The organism is Bradyrhizobium iriomotense, from assembly GCF_018130765.1.
Classification (GTDB): domain Bacteria; phylum Pseudomonadota; class Alphaproteobacteria; order Rhizobiales; family Xanthobacteraceae; genus Bradyrhizobium; species Bradyrhizobium iriomotense_A.
Window position 1 is genome coordinate 1 of sequence record NZ_JAFCJZ010000037.1, and the last position, 14,818, is coordinate 14,818.

The 14,818-nt window shown below is 65.3% G+C and carries 16 protein-coding genes; 9 read left to right on the plus strand and 7 right to left on the minus strand.

Annotated features, from left to right (window positions below; genetic code table 11):
- The first annotated feature begins 229 nt into the window (after positions 1 to 229).
- From JQ635_RS37210 to JQ635_RS37220, 3 genes are all read left to right on the plus strand, one after another.
- On the plus strand, positions 230 to 961 hold the full coding sequence (locus tag JQ635_RS37210) for a haloacid dehalogenase type II (protein WP_211414732.1): 732 nt from the start codon (positions 230 to 232) through the stop codon (positions 959 to 961).
- A gap of 38 nt (positions 962 to 999) precedes the next feature.
- Entirely contained in the window at positions 1,000 to 1,467 is a 468-nt protein-coding gene (locus JQ635_RS37215) for a YbaK/EbsC family protein (protein ID WP_211414733.1), read from the plus strand.
- Between the two features lie 114 nt (positions 1,468 to 1,581).
- On the plus strand, positions 1,582 to 2,415 hold the full coding sequence (locus tag JQ635_RS37220) for an adenylate/guanylate cyclase domain-containing protein (protein ID WP_211414734.1): 834 nt from the start codon (positions 1,582 to 1,584) through the stop codon (positions 2,413 to 2,415).
- Positions 2,416 to 2,471: 56 nt separating this feature from the next.
- On the opposite strand, the gene JQ635_RS37225 is transcribed toward JQ635_RS37220, so the two are convergent.
- Positions 2,472 to 2,807 carry a hypothetical protein gene (locus JQ635_RS37225; protein ID WP_211414735.1) on the minus strand — a complete coding sequence of 112 codons (336 nt, stop codon included), beginning with the start codon at positions 2,805 to 2,807 and terminating at the stop codon, positions 2,472 to 2,474.
- 256 nt (positions 2,808 to 3,063) lie between these two features.
- Here JQ635_RS37225 and JQ635_RS37230 point away from each other — a divergent pair, with 256 nt between their 5' ends.
- A complete protein-coding gene (locus tag JQ635_RS37230) occupies positions 3,064 to 5,682 on the plus strand; it encodes an autotransporter outer membrane beta-barrel domain-containing protein (protein ID WP_211414736.1) in 2,619 nt (872 codons plus the stop codon).
- A gap of 9 nt (positions 5,683 to 5,691) precedes the next feature.
- Here JQ635_RS37230 and JQ635_RS37235 read toward each other — a convergent pair whose 3' ends face one another.
- The gene (locus JQ635_RS37235; protein ID WP_211414737.1) at positions 5,692 to 6,678 is read right to left on the minus strand and encodes a tripartite tricarboxylate transporter substrate binding protein; all 987 of its coding nucleotides are present in this window, start codon (positions 6,676 to 6,678) and stop codon (positions 5,692 to 5,694) included.
- Between the two features lie 150 nt (positions 6,679 to 6,828).
- Between JQ635_RS37235 and JQ635_RS37240 the strand changes: the two genes are divergently transcribed.
- Positions 6,829 to 7,086 (plus strand): hypothetical protein, encoded by a 258-nt coding sequence (locus JQ635_RS37240; RefSeq protein ID WP_211414738.1) that lies wholly within the window; start codon positions 6,829 to 6,831, stop codon positions 7,084 to 7,086.
- Positions 7,087 to 7,241: 155 nt separating this feature from the next.
- On the opposite strand, the gene JQ635_RS37245 is transcribed toward JQ635_RS37240, so the two are convergent.
- Together JQ635_RS37245 and JQ635_RS37250 are read right to left on the minus strand one after the other, a co-directional pair.
- Positions 7,242 to 7,763 (minus strand): REP-associated tyrosine transposase, encoded by a 522-nt coding sequence (locus tag JQ635_RS37245; RefSeq protein WP_211414739.1) that lies wholly within the window; start codon positions 7,761 to 7,763, stop codon positions 7,242 to 7,244.
- A 131-nt stretch (positions 7,764 to 7,894) separates the two neighbouring features.
- The gene (locus JQ635_RS37250; protein WP_211414740.1) at positions 7,895 to 8,830 is read right to left on the minus strand and encodes a LysR family transcriptional regulator; all 936 of its coding nucleotides are present in this window, start codon (positions 8,828 to 8,830) and stop codon (positions 7,895 to 7,897) included.
- Between the two features lie 119 nt (positions 8,831 to 8,949).
- Between JQ635_RS37250 and JQ635_RS37255 the strand changes: the two genes are divergently transcribed.
- The 3 genes from JQ635_RS37255 (at position 8,950) to wrbA (ending at position 11,189) form a co-directional block, all read left to right on the plus strand.
- Positions 8,950 to 9,702 (plus strand): SDR family NAD(P)-dependent oxidoreductase, encoded by a 753-nt coding sequence (locus JQ635_RS37255; RefSeq protein WP_211414741.1) that lies wholly within the window; start codon positions 8,950 to 8,952, stop codon positions 9,700 to 9,702.
- Between the two features lie 36 nt (positions 9,703 to 9,738).
- Entirely contained in the window at positions 9,739 to 10,437 is a 699-nt protein-coding gene (locus JQ635_RS37260) for a pirin family protein (RefSeq protein WP_211414742.1), read from the plus strand.
- 152 nt (positions 10,438 to 10,589) lie between these two features.
- The gene (gene wrbA, locus JQ635_RS37265) at positions 10,590 to 11,189 is read left to right on the plus strand and encodes an NAD(P)H:quinone oxidoreductase (RefSeq protein WP_211414743.1); all 600 of its coding nucleotides are present in this window, start codon (positions 10,590 to 10,592) and stop codon (positions 11,187 to 11,189) included.
- 238 nt (positions 11,190 to 11,427) lie between these two features.
- Here the strand turns inward: wrbA and JQ635_RS37270 are convergent, their stop codons facing one another.
- Both JQ635_RS37270 and JQ635_RS37275 read right to left on the minus strand, forming a co-directional pair.
- Entirely contained in the window at positions 11,428 to 12,312 is an 885-nt protein-coding gene (locus JQ635_RS37270; RefSeq protein WP_211414744.1) for a protein-L-isoaspartate O-methyltransferase family protein, read from the minus strand.
- A gap of 115 nt (positions 12,313 to 12,427) precedes the next feature.
- A complete protein-coding gene (locus tag JQ635_RS37275; RefSeq protein ID WP_211414745.1) occupies positions 12,428 to 12,904 on the minus strand; it encodes an Lrp/AsnC family transcriptional regulator in 477 nt (158 codons plus the stop codon).
- 122 nt (positions 12,905 to 13,026) lie between these two features.
- On the opposite strand from JQ635_RS37275, the gene JQ635_RS37280 reads away from it, so the two are divergent.
- A complete protein-coding gene (locus JQ635_RS37280) occupies positions 13,027 to 13,566 on the plus strand; it encodes an RBBP9/YdeN family alpha/beta hydrolase (protein WP_211414746.1) in 540 nt (179 codons plus the stop codon).
- Between the two features lie 21 nt (positions 13,567 to 13,587).
- On the opposite strand, the gene JQ635_RS37285 is transcribed toward JQ635_RS37280, so the two are convergent.
- On the minus strand, positions 13,588 to 14,733 hold the full coding sequence (locus JQ635_RS37285) for a GNAT family N-acetyltransferase (RefSeq protein ID WP_211414747.1): 1,146 nt from the start codon (positions 14,731 to 14,733) through the stop codon (positions 13,588 to 13,590).
- Positions 14,734 to 14,818: the final 85 nt, after the last annotated feature.

Here is a 14,818-nt window from a genome sequence, read left to right on the forward strand (position 1 = left end):
ATCGCGATGGAAAAATGGTGGTACTCCGTCTTGGGCGTACATGGGCCTTTGATCGCTCAGCCGACGGACCGCGTTCTACATCGCTCGACTGTCAAGAGGACTCAATCGGGTCACAAGCCGCCGGTCACGCTTGTAGTGGCACACTTGCGCTGTGTTTTGGTAAGCTGACGATCATGTGCGCTCCCCAATCGGAGTTCTTGCGAACCACAACGGCCCGGAAGGACAGCCAATGCCCATCAAAGCCGTCGTCTTCGACGCCTACGGAACGCTCTACGACATCCAGTCGGTCGCTGACGTCACCGAGGATGCGTTTCCGGGCTATGGCGAGATCATCACGCAGGTGTGGCGCATCAAGCAGCTCGAATACACCTGGCTGCACTCGCTGATGCAGCGCTACCAGGATTTTGACGCGGTCACGCGCGACTCGCTCGCCTATACGCTGCGTGTGCTCGGGCTCGCCTATGACAGCGAGGCATTCGAGCGGGTCATCGAAAAATATCTGCATCTCGATCTCTATCCGGATGCAACAAGCACGCTTGCAGCCTTGAGGCCGCGAAAGCTCGCCATCCTCTCCAATGGCAGTCCGGACATGCTGAGCGCGCTGGTGCGCAACTCGGGGCTCGACCGCCTGCTCGATGCCACCATCAGCGTCGATGCAAAGAAGATCTTCAAGCCGAGCCCGGCGGCCTATGAGCTGATCGGCGAGGTGCTCGGCACCAAGCCGGATGAGGTGCTGTTCGTGTCCTCCAATCCCTGGGACGTCGCCGGCGCAAAATCCTTCGGCCTCAACGTCGCCTGGATCGAACGAGTGACGCCGGAAGCCATGGCGCTGGCTTGCGTCGAGAACGAACTCGTGGCACCGCTGACCATGTTCAAGGCGATCCGCACCCAGATGGACGAGCTTGGCTTTGCGCCGGACCACCGCGTCCGCGCGCTCTCCGAGCTGCAAGGTCTCATCTAGGGGTCATCCAGAGATCGCCGCCCGCCCGTGAGACTGGAATGAGCCTGCAATCCGTTCGCGCCTTCTTCGCCGAGAAAGCCCCCGACATCTCCGTCATCGAATCCCCGATCAGCTCCGCGACCGTGGCGCTGGCGGCCGAGGCCTATGGCGTCGAGCCCGGGCGGATCGCCAAGACACTGTCGCTGCGAATCGGCGAGCGCGTGATCCTGATCGTCGCCGCCGGCACCTCGCGCATGGACAACAAGAAGGTGAAGACGCAGTTCGGCGGCAAACCGAAGATGCTGGGGCTGGAAGAGGTCGCCGAGATCACCGGTCACGAGGTCGGCGGCGTCTGTCCATTCGGACTGAAGGCGCCGCTGCCGGTCTATTGCGACGTGTCGCTGAAGGCGTTCGACGTGGTGGTGCCGGCTGCGGGCTCGACCCACAGCGCCGTGCGCATCACGCCCGACCGCATGGCCGAGCTGACCGCGGCTGAATGGGTCGACGTCTGCGAGCACCGGCCGTAAGGCGGCTACGGCGCGTGGTCATCGACCGAGGCCCGCAGATCGAGCGCATTTGACGCCTGCCATGGCCCCGACTGCCTGATGCATTTGCCGGTCAGGGAGGCTACCATAGGGGCCATGACCGACGACAAGGTGAAACGACGACTGACCACCGTCCTGTGCGCCGATGTGCACGGCTATTCTCGCCTCATGGAAGCAGACGAGACGGGAACGCTGGAGACGCTCCGCCGCTACCGCACTGCCATTGCGGGATTGGTGGAACGTCATGACGGCCGCATCGTGAATACCTGGGGCGACGCGGTCATCGCCGAGTTCGCCAGCGTCGTCGAGGCCGTGCAATGTGCGGTCGAGATTCAGCAGGAAATTTCCAACCAGGATGCGGACCCACCTCACGCACCCCCGATGCGGTTTCGCATCGGCATCAACCTCGGAGACGTGATGGTGGACGGTTCCGACATCTATGGCGACGGGGTCAATATCGCGTCACGACTGCAAGAACTCGCCGACCCCGGCGGGGTCGTGATCTCAAGCTCCGTCTACGATCAGGTGCACAACAAATTATCCGTTGGCTTCGACTGTCTCGGCCAGCGACCAATGAAGAACGTTGCGCCCATGACCAGTTATCGGGTGACCATGAGCGGCCGGACCGGCCAGGGACGGAGCTTCGCGGTCGACGAAAGCCCAACTCGCCGTGAGGAAGCCGGTCACCTGCGGATTGGCGACAGGCGCGAGCCATCCTCGTGGATGCATGTCGTCTCGGATGGGCTGGCAAGGCTGCCCCGCCCGGTTGCAGCGGCCCTCACAGTGTCGGCCTTTCTGATTCTGATCAATATCTTCACCGGCATGCACAAGATCTGGTTCCACTGGCCAGTTGCAGCACTGCTCTTCGCAGTTGTCCTGCGGATCGCGCTCCGACATCGACCTCAGTCGGACAGCAAGGGGGAGCGCTGAACGAAGCGGTGACCGCATCGTCGCGCCTGCTGCTGCGCGCTTTTCCGGATCATGCTTCAGTCGTCGTCGTAAGGCCGCGGTGGAGGCGGCGGAGCATCGTAGCGCGGTTGCGGTACGGCACGGCCGCGCGGGACCGGTTGCCGCGGCTGCATCTGATTGTTGGACTGGAACACGGCACGGCAGCCGCTCGAGAGCAGCGGCGTGTTCTGCTGCAAACAGGCCGTAATGCGGCTCACGTCAGGAATCTGATCGCTGCACAGGCGCCAGACATCCGGTGTGCAGGCCATCTGCTGTTCCATGGTTCCGCGATATTCCTGGGCGGAGGCAGCGCTCTGCGCGACGATGCCGCCGATCGTGAGCGCCACACCCAGCGCAATCCGCTCTGCTCGCATGTCCAGATCCTTCTCGATTCCCTCGAATTCTCATCAATCAATGAGGCGGGGACGGGTTCTGGGCCAACAACAAAATGTGAAAGTGCGGCAGGACCCAGCGACCTCGATGGTCCAGCTGGCGGCCGCCCGTGGCTTCGCTGCAACACGGCAGGGGCAAACCGGCATCTTGCGCCTTTGGCCATAGCGCATTTCGCATAGCGCCAAGAAGCATCGCGGCATCCCCGCTAGCAATCGTGCTGCAATGAGGGAATTGTCGATGCCGACTGCAATACCGGCCTGTGCGCAAAACGCCACAACGGCCGCCATCCTGCGCAACAGGCTGCTCGTCACCACGGCACTCGCGCCGCTGGTGCTTGCCGCACTGCGGGTCCTGGTCCCCGGGCCGGCGCTCGCGGCCTGCACGGTGGCCGGCACCGGCACGATCGGCGCGCTCAATTCGGGCGATGTCGCCACCTGCACCGGCCTCGGCAACACCGATCACATCAACGCCACGGGCGGCAGCAACGTCACCGTGAATGTCGGCGACGGAACGTTGACATCGCTCGTGCCGGGCGCCGGCATACCCGCGATCGTTTTCGACGGCACCATCGCTTCGCATGTCACCGTCAACGATCAAGCGACGGCTTCGACCTACAGTGGAGCCGTTCTGCTTTCCAACGGATCGAACCACAACAATGTGACGATCGCGGCCGGCGGGATCGCGGAGGGGACGGGCAACGCCGAAGCGGCCATCGTCATCGACAATTCGAACGACAATCTCGTCAACATTCGCGGGACGGCCGTCGGGACCGGAGGAAACACGACGGGACTGCGGATCAGCGGGACGTCGAACGGCAATGTCGTCCTCGTCTATCAGGGCGGATCGATCGGCGGTGGCCATACCGGCGTGCAGTTCATTGCCGGCGGCAACACCCTCATCAATGGCGGTACGATCTCCGGCGGCTTCTTCATCGCCATCCAGGGCTCTTCCGGCACCGACACTGTCCTCAATGCCGGAACCATCTCGGGCGGCGGCAGCGGAGCAATCGACCTGTCCGGCGGCGATGACGTGCTCGGCCTCGCCCCAGGCTCGACGATAACAGGGAATGTTCGCGGCGGGACCGGCACCGACACGCTGAACCTCGGCAGCGCCGGCAGCGCCTCGTTCGACCTCGGAACGCTCGGAGCCGGCCTGCAATATGACGAATTCGAGCAGTTGACGAAAACCGGGACCTCCGTCTGGACGTTGACCGGCACCACGGCCTTCAACGGCACAACGACGGTCGATGCCGGCGGCCTGATCGTGAACGGCACGTTGCCGTCGGTGGTCACCGTGAACGGCGGCTATCTCGGCGGCAGCGGCACAGTCGGCGGCATCGTCGTCAACAATGGCGGCATGGTCGCGCCCGGCAATTCGATCGGGACCCTCAACGTCAGCGGCAACGTCATCTTCAATGCCGGCTCGACCTTCCAGGTCGAGATCAATGCAGCCGGCCAGTCGGACAAGATCGCGGCAACCGGCACGGCCACGCTGAATAGCGGCACGGTGCAGATCGTGCCGCTCGGCACGGGCTTTCTCGCCAACACCCAATATACGATCCTCACGGCGGCCGGCGGCGTCAGCGGCACATTCGCGACGCTCACGACCTCGGGCAGCCCGCTGGTCTCGGGGCAGCTCAGCTACGATGCCAACAACGTCTATTTCATTCTGCAGCAGATCGGCGGCTTCGGCACGCTGTCGGGCCTGACGCCGAACCAGGCCGCAGTGGCCGGCGCGCTGGACCAGGCGCAGGCTGGCGGCGCATCGGGAGCGCTCGGCACCGCGATCAACACGCTCGCCGCACTCAACACGCCGGGTATCAAGGCCGGCCTCGACGATCTCGCCGGGCAAGTCCACGCCGACGGACGCCGCTTCACGGCGGACCAGGCCGACATGTTCCAGAGCTTCATGTGGAACGCCGGCACGCAGTCGCGCGGCGAAGCCGTACGCATGTTGGCCTCGTCCTATGCCGAGGAGCCGCCGGACCCGATCGGCAAAGCGCTGAGCCGCCGCCGCGCTGCGCCGGTGCAGAGTGTCTGGTTCGGCGGTTACGGCAATTGGGACAAGGTAGCGGCGAGCGACATTGCCTTCGGGACGAGCACAGCCGTCGGCGGCGCGGCGCTCGGTGCCGACCTCTGGCACATGCCCGGCTTCACCGCCGGCCTTGCGGTCGGCGCATCGACCGGCCAGTTGCGCATGGCAGGCCGCGCCGACCGCATCGACGCGAATGCCGGCCATGCGGGCTTCTACGCGCGCGGCGAGAGCGGGGGCTTCAATCTCGCATCCGCCATCAGCTATTCCTTCGCGGCACTCGATTCCTCGCGCACGATCTCGTTCCTCGGAGAGACTGCAACCGCCTCCTCGCGGGCGAACACCTTCGCCGTCTCGCTCGGCATCGCGCGTCCGTTCGCGACCGGATGGGGCTTTACGGCCGAGCCATTCGCCAAGGCCGACTGGTACGCGGTCCGCCAGGGCAGCCTGTCCGAATCCGGTGCGCCCGGCGTCAATCAACTGGTGCGGGCCGGCAGCTTCGACGTCGGCTATAGCACGGTGGGCCTGCGCGCCAATCATCGCGTGACGATGCCGAACGGCCATGCCGCGCAGTTCGGCGCGACCTTTGCTGTGCGCCATGAGTTCACCGGCAGCGCCGCGACCACGACGGCAGCCCTCGAAGGCGCGCCTGGCATTCCGTTCGCGATCACCGGCGTCGAACGCGCGCGCACGGTGGCGCTCACCGGCGCGGAGATCCGCTGGGATCTCACGACCGCGACGTCGTTCAGGGCGTCCTGGGAGGGCGCGTTCGCGCCGGGTTATGACCGGCACACATTGCGCGGCCTGGTCCGCACCGAATTCTGAACCTCGTTCCTACTCCACCTTGCCGATCTTCTTCACCGCCGCGATCAGGCGCGCGCTGTCAGTCGCCACGAATTCGGAGAACGCCGGCGCGTCCTGATAGGCGACAAGACTGCCCGATGTCTCGAAGATCTTGAGCACGTCGGGGCTCGTCATCACCTGCGCCATCGCCTCGCGCAGGCGCGTCGCGATCGGCGCGGGAAGAGAGCTCTGCGCAAAGAGGCCGGCCCAGATGTACATCTCGACGTCCTTGTAGCCGAGCTCCTGGAAGGTCGGCACATCCGGGAAGCTGGCGATGCGCCTTGCGCCGCAATTGCCGAGCACGCGCAGCTTGCCGTCGTCGACCTGCGGCTTCAGCGTCCCTGGAGCTGCGGCGATCGCCTGCACGGTGCCGCTGAGCAACGCGGTGAGCGCGGGGCCGGCGCCGCGGAACGGCACGTGCAGCAGCTTGATGCCCGCGCTGTTTGCAAACATCTCCATCGCCACATGCAGCGTGCCATACGGCCCGGAGGAGCCATAGGTGATCTGGCCCGGTCGCTTCTTCGCATCCTCGATGAAATCCTGCGCCGTCTTCCACGGCGCCGACGCCGGCACCGCGAGCAGCGTCGGATCGGCCAGCACGCGCGCGATCGGCATGAACTGCGACACCTCGTAGGCAACGGGACGATCGAACAGCCGGTCGGCCTCGGGGAGCACCGCGAGCGAGGACAGCGTCATCAGCAGCGTGTAGCCGTCGGGCTCGGCGCGCGCCGCGGCGGCATTGCCGACCGATCCACCGCCGCCGCCGGCGCGGTTGTCGACGATGACGGGCTTGCCGAGGATCCGCTCCAGCGCCATCGCCACCGGGCGCGCTGCGAGATCGGCCTGGCCGCCGGCCGGGAACGGCACGATCATGGTGATGTTGCGCGCCGGATAGGCCTGCGCGAAGGCCTTGTCCGGCCAGGCAGCCCGCAGCAACGGCAATGCCGCAGCCGCGCGCAGGAGATCGCGTCGATCCATGGTGGTGCCTCCCCCCGATTTTCTTTGTTTCTCCGGCCAGCCTAGCGTGGCGACCGGCAAGAACAAGTCGTTTACCAAGCCTTAACCATGTCCGACCGGGCCTGGAACGCATCGGCGGACCCGCGGGTTGCCCTTCCCCGGGAGGGAGTGATGCACAATCTTGCGACTATCGACGTGGCCCTGGACGAGATGCTGGTCAATCTCGCCGCGATCGTCTTGCGGCTTTCGGAGCCGAACGTGACGCGAACACCGGAAGCGCGGCGGGCCCTGGCGCAATCCGTCCATCAATACGCGGTCTGCGCGGCCCACTCGACCGACCCGCGTGTCCAGGAGTTGAAGACGCGGCTGGAGGGCACGCTGAAGCCGAGCCTGCGCATTGTCGCGATCAACGGCGTGACGGTGTCGTAGTCGGGCCCTCGGGCAGAACGCGTGGGCACGCTTCCGCCTTCGCTCTTCGAGCTACGGCGGACAAGTCGCTTTGCCCACCCCACGAGAGCTTGCGCGATCGATAGACTAGCGAGATGCCGTAGGGTGGGCAAAGGCGCGAAGCGCCGTGCCCACGATCACTCTCCGAAATGCCCCGGGATGTCTCGCATATCCCCTCCCCAATCCAACGGAAGGGTCCCCTGCTCCACATAGCGATGAAAGCTGCTGAGCGGCCAATCGCGCACCCGGGTGACGTGACCGTGCTTCACGGGATTGAAGTGAATGTAGTCAACGTGCCGCTCCAAATCCGCGTCATCGCGAATGGCGTGCTCCCAATAGCGGCGCTGCCAGATGCCCTTCTCGCGCTTCTTCAATTTGCTCATTGAAGGCGGCCCCGCCTCCAAGCCACGCGAAAATCCGCCTTTGATCACACTCCAACGCGATGAGAAGTCGATGTCGCCCTCCGGCAACGTCCAAATCGCATGGAGGTGATCTGGTAAGATACAAATCGCGACCGTCTCGAATGGCTGGCGCTCAAAGACGGTTCGGTAGATTCGTCTCAGGCGATCAGCTTGATCGACGAGCAGCGTGCTCGACCGATCAGCGAGCACAACGGTGAAGAAAAACATTCTGCCCTGTGCGCGCCGATATCGAGACACTTGGTATCCCCTCAGGCAAAGACGTGGGCACGCTTCGCTTTGCCCACCCTACGGCAGCTTGTGCGGACGATAGACTAGCGAGATCTTGTAGGGTGGGCAAAGGCGCGAAGCGCCGTGCCCACCAAATGGATCTATCCGGCTTTGCCACCCTTCTTCGGCCGCCGCTTGCATGTGCCGGGCAGCTTCGCCGCGAGAAAATCACCGAGCGCTTCCACGCGTGCGGGACGCGGGCCGCCGGGCGGGGTCACGAGATGCACGGCGCCTTCGGCCTGCTTCCAGTCCTTCAGGATCACTTCGACGGCGCCGGAGGAGATCGCCTCGCCGACGATGAATTCCGGTAGCTCGGCGATGCCGAGACCTGCGATCAATGACGGCATCACGGCTTCGCCATTGTTGACGCGGAGCGGGCCGCCCGGACGCACGCTGGCCTGCTCGCCGGCGGAATTGGTGTAGTGCCAGATGTTGGGCGTCGACATGTAGGCGTAGCTGAAGCATCTGTGCTCGGCCAAGTGCATCGGATGCGTCGGGCGGCCGTGACGCTTGAGATAAGACGGCGCGGCCACGGTGAAGCGCGGCATGGTGAAGAGCCGCCGCGCGATCAGCGAGGAGTCCGGCAGGCGCGCGATCCGCACCGCCATGTCAAAGCCCTCGCCGATCAGGTCCACGGTCGCATCGCTCAGATGCAGATCGACCGAGACTTCCGGATAGGCCTCGAAAAACTCCGGCAGCAGCGGCGCCACCGCCTTGATGCCGAATGTCATGGGCACGGCGAGCCGCACCAGGCCGCGCGGCGCGACCGATTGCGCCAGCGCCTCGTTCTCCGCCGCCTCGCCGTCGGCAAGCAGACGCGTCGCCCGGTCGGCAAGCTTGTGGCCGGCATCGGTCAGTGCGAGCCGGCGCGAGGTGCGGTTGAACAGGCGGGCGCCGAGCCGCTCCTCCAGCCGGGTCACGGCCTTCGAGACCGTCGCCTTGGACATCGCGAGCTCGCTCGCGGCCCCCGCAAACGACCGTAATTCCACGACTTTTGCGAAGATCGCGAGCGCCTCGAAATCGGGGAGTTTTGCCATGGGGAGCCGGTCCAGTTGGGATGTTTAAGGAAACAATGCGTTTCAACAGTTTCTATTTCTATACCACAGGCGGAGGCTTATCCAAGGGCCATCAGACATTCAGGAAATGGAGAAATCCAATGACCAAGAAGCTCTCAGGCAAGGTTGCCCTCGTCACCGGCGGCTCGCGCGGCATCGGCGCGGCCTCTGCCCGCGCACTCGCCGATGAAGGCGCCGATGTCGCCATCAGCTACGTCGCATCGCCCGACAAGGCGGAGGCCGTCGTCGCGGAGCTGAAGGCGAAGGGCGTCAGGGCGCGTGCGTTCAAGGCCGACCAGGCCTCGGCCAAGGACGTGACGCAGCTCGTCAACGACGTCGCCAGGGAATTCGGCCATCTCGACATCCTCGTCAACAATGCCGGCGTTGCCGCCGGCGGCGCCACCGACGACGCCAAGGCCGACACCGACGCGCTCGCCCGCCAGGACCAGGTCAACGTGCATGGCGTGATCGCGGCGATCCGCGCCGCCTCGCAGCTGATGAGTGAAGGCGGCCGCATCGTCACGGTCGGCTCGATGCTCGCAGACCGCGCCTCGTTCCCGGGCCTTGCCGACTACGTCGCCACCAAGGCGGCCGTCGTCGGCTACACCAAGGGCGCGGCGCGCGACCTCGGTCCGCGCGGCATCACCGTCAACGTGGTGCAGCCCGGCTCGATCAACACCGACATGAATCCGGATGACGACCGCGACTTCGCGGAAGCCCAGCGCAAGCAGCACGCGCTGCAGCGCTTCGGCCGCCCCGAGGAGGTCGCCGCCGGCGTGGTCTTCCTCGCAAGCCCGCAAGCCTCCTTCGTCACCGGCACGGTGCTCAATGTCGACGGCGGGTTTGGCGCGTAACGCCAAACCCCTCCCCTCCAATCAGGACCCACTTCAATGATCGAACTCAGACCTTTCGCAAAGCTCGGCGGCGCCGACCACGGCTGGCTCAAGGCCAAGCATCATTTCTCTTTCGCAGGCCATTATGACCCGAACAATATGGGTCATGGCGCCTTGCGGGTGTGGAACGACGACGAGATCGCGCCGAACACCGGATTTCCCGCCCATCCCCACGCCAACATGGAGATCATCACCTATGTGCGGGAAGGCGCGATCACGCACCAGGATAGCCTCGGCAACGAAGGCCGCACTGAAGCGGGCGACGTGCAGGTGATGAGCGCCGGCAGCGGCATCCGCCACTCCGAGTACAATCTCGAGCCGACCAGGACGCGGATCTTCCAGATCTGGATCGAGCCTGTGGCGCGCGGCGGACAGCCGACCTGGGGCTCGAAGCCGTTCCCCAAGGCCGACCGCTCCGGCAAGCTCGTCACCATCGCGAGCGGCTTCGAGGACGACACCGACGCACTGCCGATCCGCGCCGATGCGCGGGTGCTCGCCACCACGCTGAAGGCGGGCGAGAGCGCCGAGTACGAGCCGCAGACCTCGCGTCACCTCTATCTCGTGCCCGCGGCGGGTGCCGTCGAGGTCAACGGCGTGCGCGTCAACGCCCGCGACGGCGCGGCGATCCGCGACGAGGACCGACTGAAGATCACGGCGCTCGAAGACTCCGAACTCGTGCTCGTCGACGCGGCTTAGAGCGCATCCACACACCAACTCGTCATGCCCGGCCTTGAGCCGGGCATCCATCGCCTTCGCATGAAAGCTTTCGAAGATCGATGGGTTGCCGGGTCAAGCCCGGCAACGACACCGAACAGAACGACTCATTTCATCATCAACGGAAACCACACATGACCAAAGTTCTCGTCCTCTATTATTCCGCCTATGGCCATATCGAGGCGATGGCCAATGCCGTCGCCGAGGGCGCGCGCGAAGCCGGCGTCACCGTCGACATCAAGCGCGTGCCCGAGCTGGTGCCGGCCGAGGTCGCGAAGGCCTCCTACTACAAGCTCGACCAGGCAGCGCCCGTTGCGAAGATCGAGGACCTCGCCAATTACGACGCGATCATCGTCGGCACCGGCACCCGCTTCGGCCGCATGTCCTCGCAGATGGCGAACTTTTTGGACCAGGCCGGCGGCCTCTGGGCCAAGGGCGCGCTGCACGGCAAGGTCGGCGGCGCCTTCACCGCCAGTGCGACCCAGCATGGCGGCCAGGAGACGACGTTGTTCTCGATCATCACCAACTTGCTGCATTTCGGCATGGTCGTGGTCGGCATGAACTACGGCTTTGCCGGTCAGATGAAGCTCGACGAGGTCACGGGCGGTGCGCCCTACGGCGCCACCACGATCACCGGCGGCGACGGCGGCCGCCAGCCCAGCGCCAACGAGCTCGCCGGCGCACGCTATCAGGGCCGGCAGATCGCGGAGACTGCCAGGAAACTTCGTGGCTGAGCTGCATGGCTGATACGACAGGGGCGGCATTCTCCTCCGGGAATGCCGCCCCATATGCGTGGGCGGGATATTTGACCTGAAGCGATACGAATGGCTTTCGAACTCTTGTTGATCGCGCAGATGATCCGCAGGCCCGCGCAAGCGTTGGCGCGGCGATGGTATTGCCGCAGCCTGTTCCGCGCCTCGCGCGGCCGGTTTCACTGCGCCGGGTGCACGGGATCGTGAGACGCGATCACCGCTAGGCCTGCGTGATGTCGGCGTGAGGCTGAACTTGCTCCGTCGGCATGGGCGCCGGCGCCGTCGACAACCACCAGCCCTCACCGGCAAACCAGCACGTCTCATCGGGAGCGCCCTCTCTCCGCAGCGACTGCACGCTCTCCCATCCCTTTGCGAACGCCTCGGCCAGTCGCCGGCCGGCATCCGCGTCCTGCAATCCCGCACAGCCGATGAACTGCGCGCGGCCCAGGAATTTCGCCGGCCAGATCGCCCCGTCATCCGGGCGCGTGATCATCAACATGCCACCGTGCACACCTTCGGGCGCGAGCGGAAACACCAGCCGTCCGCCGGGCCGCAGCGCCTCGAGCCATTCCGTTGCCGGCTGCGCCGCGCCCGCGCAGACATAGATCACGTCTGCAGCCGGCAGATCGGAGGCGATGCCCGAACGATCGCTCACATCCGCATGGGCGATATCCCTAAGATTGTCGCGCGCAAGTCCCGCCAGACGTTCGTCGATCTCATAGGCGTGGACGTGGCCGCGGGGGCCGGCGAGATGCGCGAGGATCGCGGTGTAGTAGCCGCTGCCCGCGCCGATCTGGAGCACGGTCTCGCCTTCCCTGACAGCGCAGCCGCTGAGCCAATAGGCGTGCGCACCGGGCATTCCGATGTTGAGGCCGCGCGCCGGGTCGAGCGCCAACAGCGCGTTCTGGTAGATGAAGGCAGGATCGTCATCGGGTGTCACGACATAGGGATGGCCGCCGAAAGCGATCGACCACGGCCCGGGCCCGACGAAAGGCTCGCGCCTGACGGTCCGAAATGCCTCTTCAATACGGGGATCCGCGGCTTTCGCCGCCGCGCAGATCAGTTGCGCATAGAATGCGCGATATTTTGCCGAACGATCTTCCATGTCGCCTCCGGGGGAACGGAGGCGACGATAACACAACGCGCGCGATAATCGGAAGGCTTGCGCAATCGCGGGCTTTGTGACGGTGCGATGACGAGCTGATCGTGCAGGCCACGCTTCAGCTACGTTCGGTTTTCTTCCTGACGAGGTCTTTGCCGATCGGCCGCGCGGGTTCGCTTCGCAGCACCAGCGAGGTTGTAACAGTGCCGAAACCGGCAATGCGATCGACAATCGTCTCGAGGTCCTCCGGCGCCGGAACGAGCACCTTGAGCACGAAGCAGTCGTCGCCCGTCACGCGATGGACCTCGATGATGTGAGGAATCTCGCTGAACCGTTTGAGGCAGGTCTTGATGTGCTCGTGCGAGGTGCGCAGGCGCACCAGCGCCATCAGGCCGAGCCCGAGCGCGCGCGGGTTGATGCGGGCGCCGTAGCCTTCGATGATGCCTGCTTCCTCGAGCCGCTTGACGCGTTCGGAGACGGCCGGCTGGGACAGTCCGACGGAACGGCCGAGCTCGGACAGCGGCACACGCGCATTGGCTTGCAGCGCCTCGAGGATCTTCAAATCCTTGGCATCGATGCTCCCGAAACGATCCAACTCAATTCTCCATTCCACCTTGAGATCATCGGCAGATGGTCGATTTCGCCGATGACTTGCCATGTGATGCAGGACCGCGGTCGGCCACACTACGAACTCACCTCAGATATCACGGGACGTTCATGCACGACATCATCACATTGCCCGGCCTCGGCGGCTCCGGAGACGCCCATTGGCAAACGCTGTGGGAGCGCGCTGAGCTGCGCTTCACGCGATTCCAGCCGGCGAGCTGGGATCAGCCGGACCTCGACGACTGGGAGCAAGCCCTCGAGCGCGCGGTCGCGCGCTGCGCGAAGCCGCCTGTCCTGATCGCCCACAGCCTCGCCTGCCTGCTGGTGGCGCACTGGGCCGCGCGCTTCCCGTCCGCGATTGCGGGCGCCTTTCTGGTCGCCGTGCCCGATCCGGATGGCGGCAATTTTCCCGCGGAGGCCATGATGTTCAAGCCGGTCCCCGACCGCGCGCTGCGCTTTCCCTCGCTAATCATCGCGAGCACGAATGATCCCTATGGAGCGCTCGACGTGACGCAGCGGCTGGCGCGGGCCTGGCAGTCCGGCTTGATCGTGCCGGGCGCACTCGGCCACATCAATGCCGCGAGCGGGATCAGTGACTGGCCGCAAGGACGCGCATTGCTGGATGCCTTTCGCGCGGGCCTTCCGAGGTGACAGCGAAACAGACGGCGCCCGTCAGCGCGCGCCCTTGCCCATCGCCCGCGCGGCAAAGGCGGCGAGCCTGGGGTGACGGCGCAGGCCCTGCGCGGCGTGGTCGCGCCAGGCAAAAGGCAGCCCGCGCCAGGACAGCGCGACGGTCGCGTCGGTCAGCGGCACCTGTTCAGCGCCCAGCCGGCGCTTGTAATCCTGATTGCCGACGCTGAGATCGAAGCGGCGCACCCCCTGTGCATGCAGCGTCGCCATGGTGCGTTCGGTCACGAGCAGTCCGGGGGAGCAGCTCGACCAGGAATCGCCTGCGTGGCTGATGCGCAGCAGGAAATAGGTCGCACCGTATCTAACGCCGAGCGTGGTGGCGACGACGGCCTCGTCGCACACCAGCGCCGAGATGACGGCATACCCCTCCGCGATACCCTGGCGCGCCACCTCGCGATAGAACCGGGCATGGGTGTCGTCGTTGAGGACGAAGCGCGACCCGAGCTTGCGCATCCGCGCCTGCTGCTGGACATCCATCACGTCCAGCAGTTCGTGCGCTCGCGCGACATGCGTGGCGATCTCGAACCGCGCACCGGCATGACGGCTGAAGACGCGCCAGCAGCGCGGCATCTGCATGCGCTTGATCGACGCCCGATAATCGGCATAGTCGTCGCCGACGAGCACGAGGTTGCCGTTGACCGAGCAGGATCCGGGACGGCCGAGCGACACCAGCGGGTTCGGCTTACCGGCGACCTGCGCCGGCATCTTCTTCAGGCGCAGCAGGTCGAAGCGGTCGGGCAAGGCGCGCAATGCCTCGACCAGCGCCTTGCCGATCGCATCCATCGCCGCCGCATCCAGCGCCACATCGCGCGCCAGGATTGGCGCGTTGTTGTCGGAGACGCCGAAATCGGCGAATTCGACGATGCGGATGCCGCGCCTGACATGGCTGATCATCGGCACGACCGCGATGTCCTTGCCGGTCGCGGCATCGGAGATCACGGCGATCAGCGGCGCAACGCCGCGAAACGCCTCGTACCAGGCGCCGAGCCAGTAACCATGCTGGAAAGCGGTGCGATGGCCGGCACTCAGGCGTGCCGCAGCCTGCCGCCAGTCACGCAGGAAATCGACCGCGATTCCCGACGCGCTGGACACAAGACCATCTGGCTGCTCGACGCTGAGAAACGTCATCCCCGGGACATATGACTGCTGAATGTTTCCATAGATTATGTTTTGCCGCAGACCACAAGCGACGTCGCGGCTTATCGTTAAGCCG